The organism is Neisseria chenwenguii (genome assembly GCF_002216145.1).
GTDB lineage: Bacteria > Pseudomonadota > Gammaproteobacteria > Burkholderiales > Neisseriaceae > Neisseria > Neisseria chenwenguii.
In genome coordinates, this window is the sequence record NZ_CP022278.1 from 1,525,644 (window position 1) to 1,546,205 (window position 20,562).

Annotated in this window: 22 protein-coding genes; 10 read left to right on the forward strand and 12 right to left on the reverse strand. The window is 55.5% G+C overall.

Translation table 11 applies throughout. The features are described from left to right. The first annotated feature begins 107 nt into the window (after positions 1–107). Positions 108–1,256, forward strand: coding sequence for a 5-methyltetrahydropteroyltriglutamate--homocysteine S-methyltransferase (locus BG910_RS07535; RefSeq protein ID WP_089036311.1), 1,149 nt, complete (start codon positions 108–110; stop codon positions 1,254–1,256). Positions 1,257–1,336: 80 nt separating this feature from the next. Here the strand turns inward: BG910_RS07535 and BG910_RS07540 are convergent, their stop codons facing one another. Then, a complete protein-coding gene (locus tag BG910_RS07540; RefSeq protein WP_089036312.1) occupies positions 1,337–2,146 on the reverse strand; it encodes a DNA ligase in 810 nt (269 codons plus the stop codon). Positions 2,147–2,449: 303 nt separating this feature from the next. On the opposite strand from BG910_RS07540, the gene BG910_RS07545 reads away from it, so the two are divergent. Next, positions 2,450–3,082 (forward strand): MBL fold metallo-hydrolase, encoded by a 633-nt coding sequence (locus BG910_RS07545; RefSeq protein ID WP_089036313.1) that lies wholly within the window; start codon positions 2,450–2,452, stop codon positions 3,080–3,082. Between the two features lie 49 nt (positions 3,083–3,131). Here the strand turns inward: BG910_RS07545 and BG910_RS12310 are convergent, their stop codons facing one another. Continuing rightward, the gene (locus BG910_RS12310; RefSeq protein WP_157694051.1) at positions 3,132–3,299 is read right to left on the reverse strand and encodes a hypothetical protein; all 168 of its coding nucleotides are present in this window, start codon (positions 3,297–3,299) and stop codon (positions 3,132–3,134) included. 13 nt (positions 3,300–3,312) lie between these two features. Here BG910_RS12310 and BG910_RS07550 point away from each other — a divergent pair, with 13 nt between their 5' ends. The 3 genes from BG910_RS07550 (at position 3,313) to BG910_RS07560 (ending at position 5,974) form a co-directional block, all read left to right on the forward strand. Continuing rightward, entirely contained in the window at positions 3,313–4,611 is a 1,299-nt protein-coding gene (locus BG910_RS07550; protein WP_089036314.1) for an OmpA family protein, read from the forward strand. A gap of 408 nt (positions 4,612–5,019) precedes the next feature. Then, the gene (locus BG910_RS07555; RefSeq protein WP_089036315.1) at positions 5,020–5,532 is read left to right on the forward strand and encodes an outer membrane protein assembly factor BamE; all 513 of its coding nucleotides are present in this window, start codon (positions 5,020–5,022) and stop codon (positions 5,530–5,532) included. Positions 5,533–5,623: 91 nt separating this feature from the next. Beyond that, positions 5,624–5,974: a L,D-transpeptidase gene (locus BG910_RS07560; protein WP_089037188.1), complete on the forward strand. Its 351-nt coding sequence runs from the start codon at positions 5,624–5,626 to the stop codon at positions 5,972–5,974. Positions 5,975–6,040: 66 nt separating this feature from the next. Here the strand turns inward: BG910_RS07560 and BG910_RS07565 are convergent, their stop codons facing one another. Both BG910_RS07565 and queF read right to left on the reverse strand, forming a co-directional pair. Continuing rightward, positions 6,041–6,727: a 7-cyano-7-deazaguanine/7-aminomethyl-7-deazaguanine transporter gene (locus BG910_RS07565; protein WP_089036316.1), complete on the reverse strand. Its 687-nt coding sequence runs from the start codon at positions 6,725–6,727 to the stop codon at positions 6,041–6,043. 138 nt (positions 6,728–6,865) lie between these two features. After that, complete coding sequence (queF, locus tag BG910_RS07570; protein ID WP_089036317.1) at positions 6,866–7,339, reverse strand: preQ(1) synthase; 474 nt, start codon at positions 7,337–7,339, stop codon at positions 6,866–6,868. 640 nt (positions 7,340–7,979) lie between these two features. On the opposite strand from queF, the gene BG910_RS07575 reads away from it, so the two are divergent. The 5 genes from BG910_RS07575 (at position 7,980) to BG910_RS07590 (ending at position 13,329) form a co-directional block, all read left to right on the forward strand. Further along, the gene (locus tag BG910_RS07575; protein WP_089036318.1) at positions 7,980–8,474 is read left to right on the forward strand and encodes a MarR family winged helix-turn-helix transcriptional regulator; all 495 of its coding nucleotides are present in this window, start codon (positions 7,980–7,982) and stop codon (positions 8,472–8,474) included. A gap of 42 nt (positions 8,475–8,516) precedes the next feature. After that, the gene (locus BG910_RS07580) at positions 8,517–9,914 is read left to right on the forward strand and encodes an efflux transporter outer membrane subunit (RefSeq protein WP_089036319.1); all 1,398 of its coding nucleotides are present in this window, start codon (positions 8,517–8,519) and stop codon (positions 9,912–9,914) included. A gap of 471 nt (positions 9,915–10,385) precedes the next feature. Further along, the gene (locus BG910_RS07585) at positions 10,386–11,573 is read left to right on the forward strand and encodes an HlyD family secretion protein (RefSeq protein WP_089036320.1); all 1,188 of its coding nucleotides are present in this window, start codon (positions 10,386–10,388) and stop codon (positions 11,571–11,573) included. Continuing rightward, positions 11,554–11,784, forward strand: a complete 231-nt coding sequence (locus tag BG910_RS12315; RefSeq protein WP_123805976.1) for a hypothetical protein — start codon at positions 11,554–11,556, stop codon at positions 11,782–11,784. The genes BG910_RS07585 and BG910_RS12315 overlap by 20 nt, the downstream gene beginning before the upstream one ends. Positions 11,785–11,802: 18 nt before the next feature. Then, entirely contained in the window at positions 11,803–13,329 is a 1,527-nt protein-coding gene (locus BG910_RS07590) for a DHA2 family efflux MFS transporter permease subunit (protein WP_089036321.1), read from the forward strand. Positions 13,330–13,373: 44 nt separating this feature from the next. On the opposite strand, the gene thrB is transcribed toward BG910_RS07590, so the two are convergent. The 8 genes from thrB to BG910_RS07630 all read right to left on the reverse strand — a co-directional run bounded on the left by thrB (position 13,374) and on the right by BG910_RS07630 (position 20,347). Continuing rightward, on the reverse strand, positions 13,374–14,291 hold the full coding sequence (thrB, locus tag BG910_RS07595) for a homoserine kinase (protein ID WP_089036322.1): 918 nt from the start codon (positions 14,289–14,291) through the stop codon (positions 13,374–13,376). Positions 14,292–14,723: 432 nt separating this feature from the next. Continuing rightward, the gene (locus BG910_RS07600) at positions 14,724–15,413 is read right to left on the reverse strand and encodes a M48 family metallopeptidase (RefSeq protein WP_089036323.1); all 690 of its coding nucleotides are present in this window, start codon (positions 15,411–15,413) and stop codon (positions 14,724–14,726) included. Between the two features lie 3 nt (positions 15,414–15,416). Next, positions 15,417–16,151 carry a lysophospholipid acyltransferase family protein gene (locus BG910_RS07605; protein ID WP_089036324.1) on the reverse strand — a complete coding sequence of 245 codons (735 nt, stop codon included), beginning with the start codon at positions 16,149–16,151 and terminating at the stop codon, positions 15,417–15,419. Between the two features lie 279 nt (positions 16,152–16,430). After that, positions 16,431–17,000, reverse strand: coding sequence for a D-glycero-beta-D-manno-heptose 1,7-bisphosphate 7-phosphatase (gmhB, locus tag BG910_RS07610; protein WP_089036325.1), 570 nt, complete (start codon positions 16,998–17,000; stop codon positions 16,431–16,433). 20 nt (positions 17,001–17,020) lie between these two features. Further along, a complete protein-coding gene (locus BG910_RS07615; protein ID WP_089036326.1) occupies positions 17,021–18,094 on the reverse strand; it encodes a glycosyltransferase family 4 protein in 1,074 nt (357 codons plus the stop codon). 44 nt (positions 18,095–18,138) lie between these two features. Beyond that, positions 18,139–18,582, reverse strand: a complete 444-nt coding sequence (locus BG910_RS07620; protein WP_089036327.1) for a DUF7832 domain-containing protein — start codon at positions 18,580–18,582, stop codon at positions 18,139–18,141. A gap of 69 nt (positions 18,583–18,651) precedes the next feature. Beyond that, a complete protein-coding gene (locus BG910_RS07625) occupies positions 18,652–19,893 on the reverse strand; it encodes an aromatic amino acid transporter (RefSeq protein ID WP_089036328.1) in 1,242 nt (413 codons plus the stop codon). Positions 19,894–20,020: 127 nt separating this feature from the next. Beyond that, positions 20,021–20,347 (reverse strand): hypothetical protein, encoded by a 327-nt coding sequence (locus BG910_RS07630; protein ID WP_089036329.1) that lies wholly within the window; start codon positions 20,345–20,347, stop codon positions 20,021–20,023. Positions 20,348–20,562 lie beyond the last annotated feature (215 nt).

Here is a 20,562-nt window from a genome sequence, read left to right on the forward strand (position 1 = left end):
CCGTCTGAAAAATCTTTTTCAGACGGCCTCTTGCCGCAAACGCCGTCTGAACGCGCTTTCTGCTATACTCAATCCCTGTATTCAATGCCAACCCAAAAGGATAAATCATGAGCAAATTATTCCCCCAAGCAACCATGCGCGACCGTGCGCCTTACCGTTTCGATATTGTCGGCAGCTTTTTGCGTCCGGAAGCGCTGAAGCGGGCGCGCCGCCAATGCGCTTGCGGCGACTGTTCGGCCGAAGCGCTGCACAAAGTGGAAGACGAGGAAGTTTTGCAGTTGATTGCCAAAGAAAAAGCAGTCGGCCTGCCCAACGTCACCGACGGTGAATTCCGCCGCACTTGGTGGCATTTGGATTTTCTGTTTGAACTTTTGGGCGTGGAATTGATTGAAACCGAGCAATACAGCACGCAGTTTAAAGCGACGATGCACCGCCCCGTGACCTTAAAGATTACCGATAAAATCGAGTTTCCCAAAGTTCACCCGTTTTTGAATCATTTTAAAGCCTTGCAGGAAGAAGCCGACGGCTATCCCGTGAAATTTACCATTCCGTCACCGAGTATGCTTCACCTTATTACCTGCGTGCGCACGCCCAATCCGCAGCTGATTGAACGCTATGCGGGCAATAACGACCTGCTGTTGGCCGACATCACCGCCGCCTACATCGACGCCGTTAAAGCGTTTTACGACGCAGGCTGCCGCATTCTCCAGCTCGACGATACCTCTTGGGGCGAGTTCTGCTCGGAAGAAAAACGCGCGCTTTACGCCTCGCAAGGCGTGGATGTGGACGCTACTGCCAAGAGTTATGTGAAAATGCTCAACGACATCCGTGATGCCGCGCCTGCCGATATGGCGGTTACCATGCACATCTGCCGCGGCAACTTCCGCTCGACTTGGTTCTCCAGCGGCGGTTACGAGCCGGTGGCCGAAATCCTGTTCGGCGGCTGCCGTGTGGACGGTTTCTTCTTGGAATACGACAGCGACCGCGCCGGCGACTTCAAACCGCTGCGTTTCATCAAAGACCAGCAAGTCGTGTTAGGTTTGGTCACTTCCAAAACAGGCGAACTGGAAAGTAAAGAAGCCATCATCGAGCGCATCAAAGAAGCCGCGCAGTATGTGGACATCAACCAGCTCTGCCTCAGCCCGCAATGCGGTTTTGCCTCTACCGAAGAAGGCAACGAGCTGACCGAAGAAGACCAATGGAAAAAACTGGCGCTGATCCGCAGCATCGTTGAAGAAGTGTGGGGCAGCAAATAATCCGCTGTTGAGATAGACAAAGGCCGTCTGAAATCCGGTTACCGTAGCCGAAATATCAGACGGCCTTGTTTTCAAACGCTTTACTTATCCCGCCGCACCCGCAGAAACGTCGCAAAACGCGGCGTGCCTTTTTGGGTAAATCCGCGGTAGCGGTAGGTGATGAGTGCGCCGACGGGTGGCGGGTTGACGCGGTCGGTGTCTTTGAAACCGCTGCCGATTTTAAATTCGCCCAATTCGTTTTTACAGCCGACCGCGCCGAGCCTGCCCGCGTTGCGGCCTTTGCCTTCGTAGTGGCGCGTGACGGTGCATTCCGCGTCGTGTTCGCTTTTGAGTTTCAGCAAAAGGCTGCTGCGGCCGCTTTGGTAGGCGGAATCAGGGTGGCGCAGCATTACCCCTTCGCCGCCGGCGGTTTCTACTTCTTTTAAAAACGCTTGCGCGTGTTCGGCGCTTTTCACGGGCGTTTGCGGGATAACGGCGATGTTGGCGTCGGGATGGAGGGTCAGCCAGTTTTGCAACACGGCGAGCCTGCGATAAAGATTGCCGCCGGCTTGGGGAACGTCGAAAACGTGCAGTTTGATGCCGCGCCAGTCACCCGATTCGGTGCGGACGGCGGCAGAAATCTGTTCAAACTGCCCGCGCGCACTGAATAATTCGCCATCAAGCGGGTAGGGCGGAAAATGGCGGGTGTAGCCTTTGGGCGGGGTAAACGCGTAGCCTTGGCGGCTGACCAGCCGTTTGCCGTCCCAATAGGCGCGCACACCGTCGAGCTTTTCGCTCATCGCCCAGCCGGTAATGTTTTGGTCTTTATATTCCTGCGCCAGCATCAAATCCGCGCCGTAGGCGGCGGCGCTGATGAAAAGTGCGGCGAAAATCGGTATGATGGTTTTCATGTTTTCCCTGATGTTTTTATTAGACGGGTTATTATACCGAATGATTGAAATGCCGTCTGAAAAATATGCGTTTGGGTTTTTAGGCGGCCTTTGCCAGTTATAGTGAAGTAAAATAAGAAAGATACAAGGCGGCAAAGGCGCAGACAGTACGGATAGTACGGGACAGATGAACTTGGCGCTTCAGCGCCTTAGTGAATCGTTCTCTTTTGAGCTCAGCCGCAGCCGACGAAGTAGATTTTTTATGAAGTAGATTTTTTATTTTAATTCACTATAAAATCAGATTGTTAATTTAAGGAACCAAATATGTCTTTGCAGTTTGAAATTATCGCGGTTACGCCGTTCCGCCAGAATTGCACTTTATTATGGGACGACGAAACCAAAGAAGCCGTGTTGACCGACGTGGGCGGCGATGTGCCGTATCTGCTCAAAGAAATCAAATCCAAAGGTTTGAATGTTAAGGAAATTTGGCTGACACACGGCCATCTCGACCATGCGGGCGGGGTGGTGGAATTTTTGCGTCATCACGATGTGCCTGTTATCGGGCCGCACGAAGACGATGAGTTTCTGTTGCAATCCCTACCAGAAACCACGGCGGGTTACGGTTTTCCCGTATCGCCCGCGTTTGTGCCGACGTGTTGGCTGCATGAGGGCGAAACGCTGTCGGTGGGCGCGTATGAGTTTCAGGTTTTACATATCCCCGGCCATACGCCCGGGCAGGTGGTATTTTACTGCGCGGCGGCGGATTTACTGATTGCGGGCGATGTTTTGTTTTACGAAACTATCGGCCGAACTGATTTTCCGCGCGGCAATCATCACGATTTAATCAGCAATATCAAAAGCAAACTGCTGGTGTTGCCCGAAGCAACCCGCGTGATAACGGGGCACGGCAGGATGACCACCATCGGCCACGAGCGGCGCCATAATCCGTTTTTATAAGTTCAGAGAAGTTTGCATAAGCTAAAGAGTTAGTAAAAAGAGTTTAAATTCAAGGGCGCGGGGTAGGATTTTCCAGACGGCCTGTTGTAGTATTGCGACCAAATTCAGAGATTTTATATACAGGGGTTTGCAGGCGTTTTGCCTGCAAAGCCGTTTTTTCAACCGGAAAAACAGCCGCGGAACCATCCGTCGTCCCGTCATTTTTTTCTACCATCATTGAGGAAACAGCGATGTCTTTTGATTTGGGTAATTTATTGCAAAACCAAGTAGGCGGCGTTTTGAGCCAATTCTTGACCGCTAACGGCGAAAATGCCGAAAACAGCAGCAAAGCGGCCGGTTTGGCCGTGCCTGCACTGGTAGCCGGTTTGGTCAAACACGTCAGCGGCGGCGCAGGCAATGCTTCGAGCTTGGTTGACTTAATCAGCGGCGCAGGCGGCCAAAATCTGAGCGACACCGTCGCCCAAGCCGCAAACGGCAATGTCGGCGGCCTGACCGAACTGGGCAACAAACTGCTGCCGCAATTTTTGGGCGGCAACGCAGCCAGCGTGTCCGACCAAATCGCACAGGAAAGCGGCGTTTCCAAGGCCGCCGCAGGTTCGACCCTGTCATTGGGTCTGCCGCTGGTATTGTCGGCGCTGCGCGGTAAAGCGCAAAGCGACAACCTGGGCGGTTCGCAAATTCTCGGCCTGCTCGGTCAACAGCAGGGCTGGCTTTCCAGCGCCCTGAGCAGCAATATGCTGTCTGCGCTGGGCATCGGCAGCCTGGGCGGCCTGTTTGGCGGCTTGGGCAACATCGTCAGCGGCTTCGGTGCAGCGGGCGCGACTACTGCGGCAGTCGGCGGTACGGCTGTTGCAGCCAAATCGGGCGGCGGCACCGGCAAATGGATTGTTTTGGGCATTGCGCTGTTCGCTGCATTGTTTGCCTTCAAGAGTTGCAGCGACAAAAAAGGCACAGCGCCGTCTGAAAGCGCCGCGTCCGCAGCCTCTGCCGCATCCGGCGCATCGGGCACTTCCGACAATGCTATGCTGACTGATATTCCTGCATCCGGCGCATTCGCCGCGGCTCTGCCTTCGTCTGCACCGGCTGATTCTTCCGCTTCTTCCGCTTCTTCCGCTTCTTCCGCTTCTGCTGCATCTCAAGCGGCTGCCGCCTCTGCGTCTGCCGACGCTTCCGCCCCTGCTGCGCAAAACAGCGCCAACGCCCGCGTAGTGTACGAAAACGGCGTGGCCAAATTCTATTTTGCCACCGGTAAAAACGACATCGCCGACGGCGCAGAAAGCATTGTTGCCGACGTGATTACCGCAGGCAAAGAAGGCAAAAAACTGGTCATCAGCGGTTTCACCGACAGCACCGGCAACGCAAAATCCAACGAAGCCCTGTCGAAAAAACGTGCCCAAGCCGTAAAAGCCTTCTTTGAAGCACAAGGCGTGAAAGCCGAAAGCATCGAATTGCGCAAACCTGAAACCAGCGTCGGCGCACAAGGCAACGATGCCGAAGGCCGCCGCGTCGAAGTCAAAGTCGAAGGTTAAGCCGTTTAGTTTTTTTGAAATCAAGGCCGTCTGAAAACAGCAGTCCTGTTTTTCAGACGGCCTTTGTGCGTCTGCATGGCCGTCTGAAAAAAATGGCATGGAATTTGCATGGATTATCAGCAAGGAAAGCCAAACGACGAACAATGAAAAAATAAAATCCAAAGAAAACAGCGCTTAAAAGAAACAACGCAAACGCAGTTTGCCGCTTCGGCAAAATCCTCCGTAGAAATACGGCGCCGTTTCGGCGGATAAGTGTTACAAACTGACAATAAATGTCAGCATCAACAGGGCAAAGCAGGCGTTTGGCGGATTCCGAAATCATTGCCGTTTTACTAACAGGCCGTCTGAAAATTCGGCTGTGCGCAGCCTTTTTTCAAACGTGCGGGAAATCAAAAAGGATCTAACTCTATGAAAACCAAACAAATCATCAAAGCGGGTCTGTCATTGTTGGCAGTAAGCCTTTTGGCTGCCTGCGCCACCAAAAGCGACGTCAAAGCAGACGGTACGACCGAAAATCCGGTATTCCCCAAACCTTACTCGCTTACGTTCAACAAAGGCCGCGGCACGTTCCCGACTTTTGACGAGCTGGAAAAAATGAAGCCCGGCCTGACCAAAGACGATATTTATAAAATTTTAGGCCGTCCGCATTACGACGAAGGAATGTTCCGCGTGCGCGAGTGGGATTACCTGTTCCACTTCCACACACCGGGCGTAGGCGCCGACCCTGAAAACACTTCCGGCGTGGAAGACGTAACTACTTGCCAATACAAAGTTATTTATGATAAAAACCGATACGCGCGCAGCTTCCACTGGAATCCCGTGTTTCCGAAAGACGCTGTTTGCCCGCCGCCGGCACCCAAAGCAGAGCCGGAAGTGATTATCCGCGAAGTGGAGAAAACGCCGCGCCGTATCCGTCAATAATTAAGGAAGATTTTTGAACAAACTGATTTTGTGCGCCGTCCTGTTTGCCGGCTTGGCGTCTTTTGTCCAAGCCGAGACTGCGGCTGAATTTATGAAACGCAAAAAAGTGGTCGTCGATACCTCGAGGGCCGAGCTTTGCTTTGCCGACGACAAAAAATGTTACCCCGTGTTAATCGGCAAAACCACGCCCAAAGGCCAATTCAACCTGCGCCTGATGCGTACCGAAAAGCCCGGTTACGGCGGCGAAGTCATCGGCTTTAAAGAGCAGGGCGATTTCCTGTTTGCGCTGCACCGCGTGTGGACGCAGATTCCGTCGGAACGCCGTATGCAGCGGATTGCGTCCAAGCGCGTGTCCGACCGCATCATGACCAACGGCTGCATCAATGTAACCGATAAGGTATATAACAAACTGCGTCATTATTTCGTATTGGAAGTCATTTAAACGCCCGCAAAATCAGCAAAGGCCGTCTGAAGAATTTCAGACGGCCTTTGTGTTTTCCGGCGTTTTTTACAACTCTTGCGCGGCCAATTCGGCGGTTTGTTCCGAATCCGTTTGTTGCAGCGAAGTCAGTTTTTGGGCCAGGATGTTTAATACCAAACCGTAAGCGGGCAGGAAGAAGAGGGTGCAGATGGCGAGTTTGAACAGATAATCGACAAAAGCAATTTCCGGCCAATGGCTTGCCATAAAAGCGTCGCTGCCGGCGTGGAAGGCGATGCTGAAAAAGACCAGCGTATCCAGCGCGTTGCCGAGAAAAGTAGAGGCGGTCGGCGCGGCCCACCATGATTTCAGACGGCGCAGGCGGTTGAAGACGGTGATGTCGAGAATCTGGCCGAGCGCGTAGGCGGCGAAACTGGCGAGCGCGATGCGGCCTGCAATGCTGTTGAATTCCGACAGCGCAGAAAAGCCCGTCCAAGCACCGTTGCTGAACAGCACGGACAGCGCATAAGACAGCGCCAGTGCGGGAAACATCACGCGGAAAATAATCCGCCGCGCAAGCCGTGCGCCGAAAATGCGCACGGTCAGGTCGGTGGCGAGAAAGATAAACGGAAAGGTAAACGCGCCCCAAGTGGTGTGGATGCCGAAAATCTGAAACGGAAACTGCACCAGATAGTTGCTGGCGGCAATGATGAGGATGTGGAACAAAACGAGCCAAAACAGGGCTTTGTGCTGTTGGGCGGAAGTAAATCGATACATATTGGTTTGCTTTCGGGAATGCGGTTTTCAGACGGCATTGGGCATACATCAGGCCGTCTGAAAAAACGGAAAACACAGGTTTCAGACGGCCTGCCTGTTTTTATAAGAGATAGGCCGTCTGAAAAATATTGAGGGGAATTATTGGCAGTCGTGTTCAAACAAACGCTTGCGGGCGAGCGTTTCGAACTCGGTGCCGGCTTGGCCGTAGTTGGCAAACGGATGGATGGCGATGCCGCCGCGCGGGGTAAATTCGCCGAATACTTCGATGTATTTCGGCGCCATCAGCGCGATGAGGTCTTTCATGATGATGTTGACGCAGTCTTCATGAAAATCGCCGTGGTTGCGGAAGCTGAACAGATAGAGTTTCAGCGATTTGCTTTCCACCATTTTGACGCCGGGAATATAGCGGATGACGATGGTGGCGAAATCGGGCTGGCCGGTCATGGGGCAGAGGCTTGTGAATTCGGGGCAGACGAATTTGACGAAATAGTCGTTGCCGGGATGTTTGTTGTCGAAGGCTTCGAGGATTTCGGGCGCGTATCGGTCGGGATAGCGCGTGTTTTGGTTGCCTAAAAGGGAAAGGCTGCCGAGTTCGGCATCGTTGCGGGACATTTTTCGGTTTCCTTAGTTTTGTTTAGACGCGGTGGACGGGCGGCGTCAAGTGGGAGGTTTTCGAACCACAGGCCGTATATTTTAATATAAGCGGGGAGGGGAGTGTTGTATTTTGTGTTGCAGAAAAACGGCATCTGTATGATGGGGGAGTGTGGGTGGCTTGGCCGCTGTTTTTTGCGGATACAAACGTTTGCCGGGTAGTTATTAAGATATGTAACTATCAGGTTTATTTAAACATTTTGGGTTTACATTTGCGGGGGCGAATGGAAATTTTCGGAATGATTTCATGGGTGTGGGTTGGAGGCTTCTGAAAAAGGCGTGAACCAAATTGAAAATATGTCTTTCTAAATTGTTACTAAAGGTAGGTAAGACCAATCTTTGGTGGTATGATGACGATATATGCAATAAAAATATAAAACAAAAAAATTTTAAAATAATACATGTAGTTGTGAAATTTTGAATAAATGGGTTTGTCCGTTTGTATGCGGAAACTACCGATTGTCAGAATTTCATTGGAAAAAATTTCGGCTGAATTAGTATAACGCCTGAATAGCAAATATCTGCATTGAAGCCGAACCGTTTTGTCGTTTTATTTTACTTTGTCATACAACAACCAACCATTTCAAGAGAGACAATACAAATGAGTTTTTCACAAGCCGAATTAATTACCGCCCTGCAGCTTTTGTCTGAGCGCCTTCCTAATTTCCCCGAGTCTCAGGTTCGGGTGTCGCGTCTGATGCGTGTCGTGACCGAGCGCCTGACGGGCCGTCTGAACGAGGGACTGAAATCCTACGGGATTAACGAAAACCTGTGGTTTGCCATGATGGCCGTTTATGTCAGCCCCAACAGCGAAATCCTGCCCTCGCGCCTGAGCGATCTGATGGATCTGACCCGTACCAGCGCCACCCGCCTTTCCGACGAAATGGTCGAACACGGCTGGGTCGAGCGCCATATCAACCAGCAGGACCGCCGCCAGATTGTGCTAAAATTGACTGCAGAGGGTGAGGCGTTTATCCAGAAAGTATGGCCGTTTGTTTCTGCAAAAAGCGGCGAGGCTTGGGCAGCATTCACCGAAGAAGATTATGCGCAGTTGCAGCATCTTTTGGATAAGTTGTTTAAAAATCTGGAAGACTGATTTCCGCTTTTCGGGCGGCTGCGCACAACACGGAGTCCGTCCATGAAATACACAACCGTCAAAACGGGCGCAGCCGTCATTGCCGCAACCGCATTGGCAGCCTGCGCCCCGTTTGGCAAACAGGCGCCGTTGGCAGAGCCCGCGGCGCATTCTTTATCCCAAGCCAAATCCGCCGTCGCGCAAGACGGCTGGTGGAAGCAGCTTGGCGATCAAAAACTCAACCGGCTGATTGAAGAAGCCGTCAAAACCGCGCCCGACTTGCGCGCCGCGCAGGCGCGTTTCGATCAGGCGCAGGCGCAGTTGGGCATTACCCGCGCCGCCAACCTGCCGCAAGCCGGTCTGACCGCACGCGGCATCGGTGCCTACGTTTCGCCCAAGCCCACCTCGCCTCAAGCCGAAACCGACCACACCCTGCTGCTGGCCAATGCCGCATTGCAGGGCAGCTGGTCGTTTGATTTTTGGGGCAAAAACCGCGCCGAAATCGCATCCGTATTAGGCAAACAGCAGGCGCTGGCGTATGAAGCCGTGCAAACCCGCAACGGGCTGGCGCACGCCGTGGCCGCGCAATATTTCGCCTGGCAGGCGCTGAACGCACAATCCGCCTTAATTTCACAGCGCATCGAAACCGTCGAAAAAATCCGCCAGCTCATGCAGCGGCGCATCAACGCCAAGCTGATGCCGTCTGAAAACCTTTATCCGTTGGAATTGCAGAAACAGCAGTTGCAGATGGAACGCCTGTCGTTAGAACAAAAAAACGCGCAAATCCGCCACAGCCTTGCCGCCTTGTGTGGAAAAACGCCCGACGGCCTGATGATAGACGCACCCGAAAAAGCCAAAGTCGCGCCGGTTTTGGCGGTGGACAAAGTCCGCGCCGACATCTTGGCGACCCGCCCCGACATCGCCGCGCAAAAAGCCCTGCTGTCCTCGCGCATGAGCAGCGTTGCCGCCGCGAAAGCCGAGTTTTACCCCAACATCGAGCTGAAAGTTTTGGCCGGCCTGTCGCACATCGACGCATTTAATGTCGTACACGGCCGCAGTTCCGGAATGTTGGGCATCGTACCCGCCGTCAACCTGCCGATTTTCACCGCAGGTGCGCTGAAATCCAAGCTCGCCGGCCGCCGCGCCGAGTATAACGAACAGGTCGCCCTTTACGACCAAACCGTGCTCAACGCCATGCGCGCGGCCGCCGATGCCGTTTCCGACTATCAAAACCAGCGCGCCAAGCAGAACCTGACCGACAAAATGGCCGTCACCGCCGAAAAATCCGTGCAATCCGCCCGCAGCCGCGTGAAAGCCGGTTTGGAAAACGGCTTGGATACCCTGAAAAAACAGGACGAGGCCTTAAAAGTCAAAATGCAGGCCGCGCAACAGCGCGCCGAACTGCTGACCGCTTGGAGTAATGTACACAACCAGCTCGGCGGCGGTTTTCGGATGTGGTAAACGTTGCCGGATACAGGCCGTCTGAACTTTTCAGACGGCCTTTTATAGTGAATTAAAATAAAAAAGATACGAGGCGGCAAGGCGCAGACAGTATGGGTAGTACGGGACAGATGAACTTGGCGCTTCAGCGCCTTAGTGAACCGTTCTCTTTGAGCCCGGCCGCAGCTAACGAAGTAGGTTTTTTCTTTTGATTCACTATACCTGCGTTGATGCAGGTATAGTCACTTGCTTGAGCCATAGGGCGGTTATAAAATGCACCATTCTTTTCCTCCCGCCGCAACGGCAGATGAATCGGGCGTTGGCAGGAATTTTAAGTATTTATCGGCAAACGGTTTTTTATAGTGAAATAAAATAAGAAAGATACGAGGCGGCAAGGCGCAGACAGTACGGGTAGTACGACAAGCCGCAGCCAACGAAGTAGATTTTTTATTTTACTATTAGCGTTTTATCGAAAAATTGGGAACAGTATTCATGGATACGGAACATGGCGCTAGCCCGCAAAGCGGTTTGGGAAAAACGGTTTCAGGTGCGCCAAACCGCCGCAAGCGTAATCTGACGGTAGTGACTTTGCTGTTTATCATTATCGCGCTGGGTTTTGTGCTGGCTTATTTTTTGATTTGGCAGCATGAGGAAGAAACCGAAGATGCTTATGTGGCGGGACATCTGGTGCAGATTACCCCGCAAATCGGCGGCACGGTGCGCAAGGTGATGACCGAAGACACCGATTTGGTAAAAAAAGGCGATGTGCTGGTGGTGTTGGACGACAGCGATTACCAGCTTGCTTACGAACGTGCGCAAAATGAGCTGGTTCAGGCCATCCGCCAAAACAAACAGCGTACCGCCGACAATTCGCAGGCCAAAGCACAGGTTTTGTTGCGCAAGGCCGATTTGGCGCGGGCGCAGGCTGATTTGCGCCGCCGCGAACAACTTGAGGGCACGGATGCGGTTTCCGGCGAAGAATTGAGCCACGCGCGCGCGGCGGTGGTGCAGGCACAGGCGGCGCTCAAAGCGGTGGAAGCGCAGGAAACATCGGCGAAAGCGGCGTTGGGCGACAATATTCCGCTGCGCCAGCAGCCCGCCGTTCAGACGGCCGTGAGCCATGTGAAAAATGCGTGGCTGAATCTGCAGCGCACGCAAATCCGTTCGCCGATTGCCGGCCAGGTTGCCAAACGCATCATCCAAGTCGGCCAGCAGGTCGCGCAGGGTGCACCGCTGATGGTGGTGGTGCCGCTGGATAATTTATGGGTGGATGCGAACTTCAAAGAATCACAACTGCGCCGGATGCGCATCGGCCAACCCGTTGAAATGACGGCGGATTTGTACGGCAGTAAAGTGGTTTACCACGGCAAAGTCATGGGCTTGTCGGCCGGTACGGGCAGCGCGTTTTCGTTGCTGCCGGCGCAAAATGCGACGGGCAACTGGATTAAAGTCGTGCAGCGCGTTCCCGTGCGCATCAGTCTGGATCCGAAAGAGCTGAAAGCCAACCCGCTGCGCGTCGGTTTGTCGATGACGGTTGATGTGGATGTCAGCGGCGACGGTTCGGGCAAAACCATGACGGCGGCGGCCGAACGCGGCGCCGAATCGCCCGACACCGGCAGCGTGGATTGGACGGCTGCCGATGCGTTAATCGAACAGATTTTTGAGAAATACGCGAAGTAAGTTTTCAGACGGCCTCTTGGATTGGATTCGAAGAGGCCGTGTTGTTTTGGAAGGTTGGAAACGATGCAGGCCGTCTGAAAAAGCCATACTGCCGACAGAAATTTCAGACGGCCTGAGCCTTTGCAAAGGTCCCGGCCTTTCCGACCTTTATCAAGGCCGCGGCTTTTTTATCCGCATCAGACAGACGTTCAGCCAAGCTCAGGCCGTCTGAATTTTTGGGAAAAACAATATGAACCATCCCCCTTTGCAGGGTTTGCGGCTGGCGCTGGTAACGGTGGCCTTAAGCCTTGCGGTGTTTATGGAAGTTTTGGACTCGACCATCGCCAACGTCGCGCTGCCTGTGATTGCGGGCAATTTGGGTGCGGCGACGACGCAGGGTACTTGGGTGATTACCGCGTTTGCGGTGGCCAATGCCGTGTCGGTGCCGCTGACAGGCTTTATGGCGCGGCGGTTTGGCGAGGTGCGGGTGTTTGTCTGGGCGGTCATCGGGTTTGTCGTCACCTCGTGGCTGTGCGGCATGGCGCCTAACCTCGGCCTGCTGGTGCTGTTCCGCGTGTTGCAGGGTTTTATTGCAGGGCCGCTGATTCCGCTGTCGCAAAGCCTGCTGATGGCGTCGTACCCGTCCGAAAAGCGCACGCTGGCGCTGGCTTTGTGGGCGATGACGGTGGTGGTTGCACCCGTATTGGGGCCGATTCTCGGCGGATGGATTTCGGACAACTGGCATTGGGGTTGGATTTTCTTCATCAATATCCCCATCGGCATCATGTCGGCTTGGATTACCCGCCGGCAACTGGGCGGACGTGAAACGGAAATCGTGAAAACGCCTATCGACTACACGGGGCTGGTGCTGATGGTGGTCGGCGTGGGCGCGTTGCAGATGATGCTCGACCGCGGCAAAGAGCTCGACTGGTTTGCGTCGGCTGAAATCATCACGCTGAGCGTGATTGCGCTAGTGTGCCTGACGTATTTTGTTGTGTGGGAATTGGGCGAAAAATACCCGATTGTCGATTTGTCGCTGTTTAAAAACCGCAATTTCACCATCGGCGTTTTGGCGACTTCGCTGGGCTTTATGGTGTATATGGGCACGCTGACGCTGCTGCCGCTGGTGTTGCAGTCGAATCTGGGCTACACCGCCACTTGGGCGGGTCTGGCCGCCGCCCCCGTCGGGCTGCTGCCGATTGTGTTGTCACCGATAATCGGGCGTTTCGGCCACCGCATCGACATGCGGATTTTGGTTACCGCGAGCTTTTTGGTGTTCGCCTTTACCTTTCACTGGCGCACTGATTTTTACGCAGGCATGGATATGGGCAGCGTCGTTTGGCCGCAGTTCTGGCAGGGCTTGGGCGTTGCGATGTTCTTCCTGCCGCTGACCACGATTACCCTGTCGCAGATGAAAGGCCACCAAATCGCCACCGCCAGCAGCCTGTCAAACTTCCTGCGCGTATTTATGGGCGGCGTCGGCGTGTCGGTGGTCAGCACCATGTGGGAGCGGCGCGAAGCCTTGCACCACACGCAGATGGCTGAACACATCACGCCGTATTCCGCCGCCGCGCAGCAGGCGGTAGATGGAATGATGCAGCAGGGGCTGTCGCAGCCGCAGGCAGTGGAGCAGATTGTCCGCACCATTACCCGCGAAGGTTTTATCCTCGGCTCAAACGAAATCTTTATGGCAGGTAGTGTGTTGTTTATCTTGATGATTGCCGTGATTTGGTTTGCCAAACCGCCGTTTGGCGGTAGCGGAAGCGGTGGGCATTGAAAGAGGAAAGGAACAGGCCGTCTGAATTTCAGACGGCCTGTTTGTTATTTCAAGCTCAGCAGCAAATCGCGGAAGGTGTTGGGGTCTTTGATAAACGTCATTTCGCCTTCCTGAGGGAAGTGGAAATCCAAGAGCCGCGAGACCCAGAAGCGGATGCAGCCGGCGCGTTGGGCGGTGGGGAAGTAGGTGCGTTCTTCGTCGGAAAGTGGGCGCACGCTTTCGTAGCCGTTTAAAAAGGCTTCAAACAGCGCTTGGTCGAGCTTGTTGTCGGCAGTGCGCGCCCAGTCGTTGACGGCGATGGCAAGGTCGTACATGAAGTTGCCGTTGCAGGCGTAGTAGAAGTCGATGAAACCGGCGACCTGTTCGCCGTCGAGCAAGACATTGTCTTTAAACAAATCGGCGTGGATGATGCCGGAGGGCAGGTGGCTGCCTGAATGTTGGTCTAAAAATGCGATTTCGCTTTGCAGCAGCGCGGCATCGGCGGCATCCAAAACGGGCAGCAGTTTGGCGGCGGATTCGCGCCACCATGTGTCGTAGCGCGGGTTTTCCATTTTGAGCGGGAAAGTTTGGCCGGCGATGTGCATTTTCGCCAGCATGGCACCGGTGTTGAAACATTGTGCGGCGGTTGCCCAGCTTGTGTCCGAGCCTTTCAGGCAGGTAACGAGGCAGGCGGGTTTGCCGGCCAGGACGGAATCCATGCGCCCGTCTTTGCACACGACGGGGGCGGGGCAGGCGACGCCGTTGTCGCTGAGGTGCTGTTTCAGACGCAGGAAAAACGGCAGTTCTTCCTGTTGCAACACTTCAAACACGGTCAAAACGTAACGCCCTGCGGTGGTGGTGAGGAAGTAGTTGCTGTTGGTAATCCCCTGCGCGATGCCTTGCAGGGAGACGAATCCGCCTAAGTCGTAGTTGGTGAGGAAGGCGCGCATTTCGTCGTCGGAAACGCTGGTGTAAACGGACATAATCGGTTGGCCTGAACGGTAGAAACAGGGGTGAATCATACCAAAATTTTACATTTCGGCGTAAGGGAATCGGGGGGATTTTCAGACAGCATTGGTGGGGTGTCGGGAAGGACGGTAGGTACGGTTAGCCGCCTCAAGCGGCGTAACCGTACAAACCCGCGCAAGCCGTACCGCTTTATTTTTCAGACGGCATCCGTATCCGAACCGCGTGGAGTACGGTTACGCCGCTTGGGGCGGCGAATCGTACCTACTCTGAAAAATAACAGTCCGTAGGCCGGGCTTCAGCCCAGCAAAAATCCTAGTTTGTGATAGCCGCCGGGCTGAAGCCCGGCCTACGTCTGCTCATTTTTCAGACGGCATCAGCATTCGAACCGCGTGGAGTACGGTTACGCCGCCTTTGGGCGGCTAACCGTACCTACGGCCTACCCGCCTTCACCCCAACACAAACAGCGCTCCGCCGTTGGCTTTCAACCAGCGTTTGGCTTCGTCGGTGTTCGGGGTGTGGCGGTGAACCATTGCCCAGAAGCGCGGGCTGTGGTCGGGGTGGGGGAGGTGGCAGAGTTCGTGGATACAGACGTAGTCGGCGACGGCTTCGGGCGCGCCGATGAGCCGCCAGTTGAGGCGGATGCCGGTTTTGGCGCGGCAGACGCCCCAGAAGGTTTTGGCGTTGCTGAGGCCGACGGCGGTGGGAGCGAGGTTCATCGCGTCGGCGTGGCGCAGCAGGCGGGGGAGGAGGTATTCGGCGGCGCGTTCGGTGAGGAAGTGGCGCAGGTGGTTTTTTTGCGCGTCCCAGTCTTTTTGCGGCAGCAGGATTTCAGACGGCATCAGCGCGATGGTTTGGGCGCCGTGTTCACCCAAAGCCGTCTGAACGCCCCGATACCAGATGCTGCCGGGTTTTTCGTGCGGATCGGGCGCGGCGGGCTTGCGCGCTAGGGTTTTGCGCAGCAGGGTTTCGTTTTCGTCTAGCCATTTTTTCAGACGGCTTTCGCTGAGGAACGGCGGGATGTTGATGCTGATTTCGTGCGCGTTTATCGGGCGCAGAATCAGGTTTTTCTTTGCACTGCGTTTGAGTGCGATGCGGATTTCGAGGCCGTCTGAAAGGGTGTGCGGGTAGTGCGCCATGTTTCAGACGGCCTTTTTCGGCGCAAACGGCCCGCGCCCGGTAATTTCGGCCTGCCGCGCTTCGATCCAGTTTTCGCATTCGGCCATCATCGCCGCTTCGTCGCCGCTGTTGTGGGCAATCGGTTTGCCGACGACGACGGTGATTTCGCCCGGATATTTCAGAAAGGAATTTTTCGGCCAGAACTCGCCGCTGTTGAGCGCAACGGGCACCATGTCCATCTCGAACATTTTTGCCATGCGCGCGCCGCCGAGTTTGTATTTGCCGCGCTGCCCGGGCGGCAGGCGCGTGCCCTCGGGGAAAATGGCGATCCAGTAGCCTTCGTTTTTACGCGCCAGACCCTGCTGCATCAGCAGCTCGCTGGATTCGCGGCGGTTGCTGCGGTCGATGCCGATGGTTTTGACGAGTTTCAGCCCCCAGCCGAAAAACGGAATTTTAAACAGCTCGCGTTTGGCAACATAAACCTGCGGCGGAAAAATTTCCTGCAAAGCCAGTGTTTCCCAGCCGCTTTGGTGTTTGGAACAGATAATCGACGGTCGGTCGGGAATGTTTTCCGCGCCGATCAGCGTGTATTTCAGGCCGATAACGTGTTTGAGCGACCAGTTGAGGATAGCGACCCAAACCTGCGCCATTTTGTGCGCACCGCCGGGAAACAGCGCGCCGGCGAGCATAAAGGGGAACAGAGCAATCAGGGTGGTGGCGAGAATCAGCCAGTAAATCAGGTTTTTAATCAAGAGCATAAGAGGGCTTTCTTGCGGATTTTTGGGCGGCGTTGAGTTGGTTTTTTCAGACGGCCTGACTTTCCACCCCCACCCTAACCCTCCCCCGCCGGCGGGGGAGGGGACAGGTTTGTGATGGATTGGCTTTTTCAGACGGCATTTGGCGGTAACAGCGTTAAAGGCCGTTTGAAAAAGAATGGTAGCCAAACGTAGGTCGGATATTTGTACCCGACAAATTGGTGGCTTCAGGAAAATTGTCGGATTCGGGAATCCGACCTACGACCGGTATCTAAATTTTTTTCAGACGGCCTCAGCCGCCTTCTCTGCTTCCAAACCCATAATATATTGCGAAAAAGCCAGCAGGTTGTTGAAAATCTGTGTGTTTTCAGGCAGTTTGCTTTCGTTTTCGGCCAGCGTTTTTTTGCCTTTGCCGGTCAGCACCAGCGCGGGTTTGCCGCCGACGGCTTCAATGGCCTGCAAATCGCGCAGGCTGTCGCCGACCAGCCAGGTTTCGGCGGCTTCGGCCTGGAAGCGTTCCAAAATATCTTGAACCATGCCGGGTTTGGGTTTGCGGCAGTTGCAGTTGTCGGCGGCCAGATGCGGGCAGAACCAGATGCCGTCGATGACGCCGCCGGCCTGTACGGCGAGGCGGTGCATTTTGGCGTGCATTTCGTTCAAATCCTGAACGGTAAAGTATTTGCGGCCGATGCCGGATTGGTTGGTGGCGACGGCGACGGTGTAACCGGCCTGCGTCAAAAAGGCGATGGCATCCATGCTGCCTTCGATGGGAATCCATTCGTCAACGGATTTGACAAAGTCGTCGCGGTCTTGGTTGATGACGCCGTCGCGGTCGAGGATGATGAGTTTCACGGGTGTTCCTTTGGCGGGTTTCAGACGGCCTGTGTGTAGTCGGCCAGCATTTGGTACAGGCGGTCGATATGGTGTTCCAATGTCGGGTCGTAGGTCAGCGCGGCGGCGGGGTCGGCGATTCTGTGTTCACTGCGCTGTTTGAGGGCGACGGCTTGGGAAACGGCTTCGGCCAGCGTTTCGGGGCGTTGGCGGGAGAAGAAAAAGCCGGCGTCTGCGTTCATGACTTCGGTGCAGGCCATGTTGTCGGAGAGGACGGCACGCGTGCCGCATAATACGGATTCGACACCGACCAGCCCGAAAGGTTCGTAGAGCGAGGCCATGATGGTGAAATCGGCGGCACGGTAGAGTTCGGGCATATTGTTGCAGAAGCCGAGTCCGACTGCGTTTTTCATCGGGCGCGGCAGCGGCGAGCCCGCGACGGCGAGTTTGACGGGCAGATCGGTGTGTTCGAAAAATTCCGCCAGCAGATCCAAGCCTTTGCGTTTGTGGCCGGTGGAGGGGAATAGAAACACGGTTTCGTCGTCTTTGAATCCGTATTTGGCGCGGGCGGCTGCGGCGTTTTCGGGGTCGGGGCGGAAACGGGCGGTGTCGGCGGGCGGGTGGATGACGCGGATTTTTTCAGACGGCACGCCGTACAGTGTTTCCAGCTCGCGCCGCATCAGGTGCGAATGTGCCATAACGGATTTGGCGGTGGTGTAATTGCTGCGGTTGCGGCGCACGGTCAGCTTGTCGAGCGGCGTGGCGGTTTGCCGCATATTTTCCAGATAGCCCAGATGCGTGCCGCCGCAGACGAAAATGTCGGCATGAGCGCTGGGATTGCAGGCAATCAGCGGGGCATCGCTGCCGTTTCGGGCGTTTTCGAGCTGCGTGGAGAAAAGATAGGGACGCAGCTTTTTCGGGATCAGGTTCTGCCTGATTTGGTGCACTTCCGTCAGCGCGTATTCGGGCAGGGCGGGGTCGGTCTGCGCGGCGTAAACGGTTACGGCGCTCTGCCGTGCGGTCAGCCCGCGCACGAGGTCGAGGGTGTAGCTCTCCATGCCGCCGCCGCGGCGGAAGCAGTTGACGGCGATGTCGATACGGGGGAACCGGTTCATTTTTCCAGACGGCCTTTGCGAAGCGTTGTTTGTTGTGTCGGACATTATTTCAGCGTGCGTTTCCAGTTGAGGTAGGCCGTCTGAAAAACGGGGGCGAGGGCGGCGTAGGTTTCGGGGGTGTCGGCGGCGCAGTAGAAGCCGCCCAGCGCGGGGGTGTTGAGGGTTTTGACGTAGTCTTCCATGAATGCGCCGTAGCCGTCTTCTTCGTCGTCGTAGTAGAACTCGGTAAAGCGTTGCCCCCACTCGGTAAAGTCTTCGGGCGTGAGTGCGCCGCCCATGTGTTTGAGCAGAAACTGCGCACCGCTCATGCGGCCGGCCTGCATGGCGGCGAAGTCGGCGGCGGTTTCGGGTGCGGTTTGCCAGACGGGATTGGCCAGCCCCTGCAAGGCTGCCCATTGCCAGTACATGCCCATGTGGGTAGCGGCGTTTTCGGGCGGCAGGTTTTCGGGGTAGTTTTCGTCGGTGTGGAATTGGATGTAGTCGTACATGGCGGGGGTTTGTTTTTTTGGTTTTCAGACGGCATTCAAAAATGCACGGTTTCTGTTTTCGCAAAATGCTCAACCTTTGAACACGGGTACCCATTCGAGTTGGCTCAATACCTGCGCGGCGATGTTGATCAGGCCGAACAGGAATACCCAGACCATCAGGCCGAAGCCGCCGCGCACACTGTATTGCGGCGATCTGCCGAACTTCTGCCGCGCTTTGTAGAGCAGCATGGCGGGGACGAGCGCCGTCCAGACGGTAGCCGCGAGGCCGACGTAGCCGATGGCGGTCACGAAGCCGGTGGGGAACAACAGGCAGCAGACCAGCGGTGGCAGGAAGGTCAGCGCGGCAGTTTTGGTGCGGCCGGCGGCTGTGCCGTTCCATTTGAACATATCGGCGATGTAGTCGAAGAGGCCGAGCGTTACGCCGAGAAACGAGGTGGCAATCGCCATATAGCCGAACAGCGACAAGGCCGTGCCGACGCTGCCGACGGCGACGAATTTCGCCAGTATTCCAATCAAGACCGAAACCTGTCCTTCCGCTGCAATCACGGGCGCGAATTCGTTGCGCGGCAGGTTGCCCTGAATCGCAAGCTGCCAGAGGATGTAGATGACCAGCGCCAGCAGCGTGCCCGCTTTGAGCGATTTCGCCACTTTCGGCGCGTCGCCGTTGAAATATTTCAGCAGGCTGGAAACATTGCCGTGAAAGCCGAACGAGGCAAGGCAGACGGGTAGGGCGGCTGCGAGGTAAATCCAGTATTGCGTATCCGCAGGCGCCGCGGTATCGAACAATACGGGCAGTTTCACGCTGCCCAGGAGGCCGCCCGTCGCCCAAATAAAAGTCAGTACCATGCCGCCGATTAAAACCGAGGTCAGGCGGTCAACCAAGTGCGTCGATGCCCACACGCAAAAGGCCAAAATGCTGAAGAACACCAGTTGCCCGGCCGGCAGCGAAACCTTGCCGCCGGCGAGACTGCCCAAACCCTGTGCGGTCAGGTCGCCGCCGACGAAAATATAGGCGTAGGTCAGCAGGTATAAAACGAAAGCCACGGCAAGGCCGTTGATGACGTTCCAAACCTGTCCGAGCAGGTCTTTGACCATAGTGTCGAAACTCGCGCCGTACGGATAGTGGGTGTTGGCTTCCAGCAGCATCAGCCCGCCCGCGAGCATGGAAAACCAGGTGTAAAACAAGACCGCCAGCGAACCGAGAAACCAAATGCCCGAGGTGGCGGTGGGGTTGGCAAACATACCGGCGCCGATTACCGTGCCGGCGATAATCATCGCGCCGCCAAACAGCGACGGGGTTTTGTCAGACATTTTCAGACGGCCTTTATCTTTTATCGGGAAGAATGTGGAAACACGGGCCGTATTATGCCGTAAAGCGGGGGAATAGGTAAGGGCGGGCCGGGCGCAGCTGTAGGCCGGATTATTGAATCCGGCCTGTTTAACTGTTCCGCCGCAGCGCCGCCGTCACATCCGCGCTGTTTAAGGCTTTCTCAAACATCGCGGCAAAGGGCATGGTGTCTTTGCGAGCGACGGCGAGGACGGTTTGGCGGCTGTCGGGGTTCTGCCATTCGGCAAACCACAGGCCGCAGGCGTGGGCGGCGATGCGCACGGCGCGTGCGGTGTGTTCGGCCTGCATCGCCAGTTTCAAGGCTTGCGGATTGCGGACGAAGTAGTCGCTGAGGCGGTTTTTGGAAACGGCATAATCGGCGCGGTCACGGTCGATGGGAATGACGCGCATGGGCAGGGTGTTGACGAGGTTCATCATGATAGGATGCCTTTCGTTCGGTTTCAGACGGCCTTTGATAATCGGGAGGCTGTCTGAAAATTATACGCCGCGTCGTCGGAATCGGCATGGGAAGGTGGTGCGGCGTGAGGCCGTCTGAAAAAACACAAGGCCGCCTGAAATTCGATTACTCTCGGCAAACGGTTTCAGACGGCCTTTTTACTAAGATTGTGTTTGGATAATACGTTGATATAGTG

Bases quoted from the DNA above. Each gene is read 5' to 3' on its own strand.
- BG910_RS07535 (WP_089036311.1), top strand. From the start codon at position 108: ATGAGCAAATTATTCCCCCAAGCAACCATGCGCGACCGTGCGCCTTAC.
- BG910_RS07540 (WP_089036312.1), bottom strand. From the start codon at position 2,146: ATGAAAACCATCATACCGATTTTCGCCGCACTTTTCATCAGCGCCGCC.
- BG910_RS07545 (WP_089036313.1), top strand. From the start codon at position 2,450: ATGTCTTTGCAGTTTGAAATTATCGCGGTTACGCCGTTCCGCCAGAAT.
- BG910_RS12310 (WP_157694051.1), bottom strand. From the start codon at position 3,299: ATGATGGTAGAAAAAAATGACGGGACGACGGATGGTTCCGCGGCTGTT.
- BG910_RS07550 (WP_089036314.1), top strand. From the start codon at position 3,313: ATGTCTTTTGATTTGGGTAATTTATTGCAAAACCAAGTAGGCGGCGTT.
- BG910_RS07555 (WP_089036315.1), top strand. From the start codon at position 5,020: ATGAAAACCAAACAAATCATCAAAGCGGGTCTGTCATTGTTGGCAGTA.
- BG910_RS07560 (WP_089037188.1), top strand. From the start codon at position 5,624: ATGAAACGCAAAAAAGTGGTCGTCGATACCTCGAGGGCCGAGCTTTGC.
- BG910_RS07565 (WP_089036316.1), bottom strand. From the start codon at position 6,727: ATGTATCGATTTACTTCCGCCCAACAGCACAAAGCCCTGTTTTGGCTC.
- queF (WP_089036317.1), bottom strand. From the start codon at position 7,339: ATGTCCCGCAACGATGCCGAACTCGGCAGCCTTTCCCTTTTAGGCAAC.
- BG910_RS07575 (WP_089036318.1), top strand. From the start codon at position 7,980: ATGAGTTTTTCACAAGCCGAATTAATTACCGCCCTGCAGCTTTTGTCT.
- BG910_RS07580 (WP_089036319.1), top strand. From the start codon at position 8,517: ATGAAATACACAACCGTCAAAACGGGCGCAGCCGTCATTGCCGCAACC.
- BG910_RS07585 (WP_089036320.1), top strand. From the start codon at position 10,386: ATGGATACGGAACATGGCGCTAGCCCGCAAAGCGGTTTGGGAAAAACG.
- BG910_RS07590 (WP_089036321.1), top strand. From the start codon at position 11,803: ATGAACCATCCCCCTTTGCAGGGTTTGCGGCTGGCGCTGGTAACGGTG.
- thrB (WP_089036322.1), bottom strand. From the start codon at position 14,291: ATGTCCGTTTACACCAGCGTTTCCGACGACGAAATGCGCGCCTTCCTC.
- BG910_RS07600 (WP_089036323.1), bottom strand. From the start codon at position 15,413: ATGGCGCACTACCCGCACACCCTTTCAGACGGCCTCGAAATCCGCATC.
- BG910_RS07605 (WP_089036324.1), bottom strand. From the start codon at position 16,151: ATGCTCTTGATTAAAAACCTGATTTACTGGCTGATTCTCGCCACCACC.
- BG910_RS07615 (WP_089036326.1), bottom strand. From the start codon at position 18,094: ATGAACCGGTTCCCCCGTATCGACATCGCCGTCAACTGCTTCCGCCGC.
- BG910_RS07620 (WP_089036327.1), bottom strand. From the start codon at position 18,582: ATGTACGACTACATCCAATTCCACACCGACGAAAACTACCCCGAAAAC.
- BG910_RS07625 (WP_089036328.1), bottom strand. From the start codon at position 19,893: ATGTCTGACAAAACCCCGTCGCTGTTTGGCGGCGCGATGATTATCGCC.
- BG910_RS07630 (WP_089036329.1), bottom strand. From the start codon at position 20,347: ATGATGAACCTCGTCAACACCCTGCCCATGCGCGTCATTCCCATCGAC.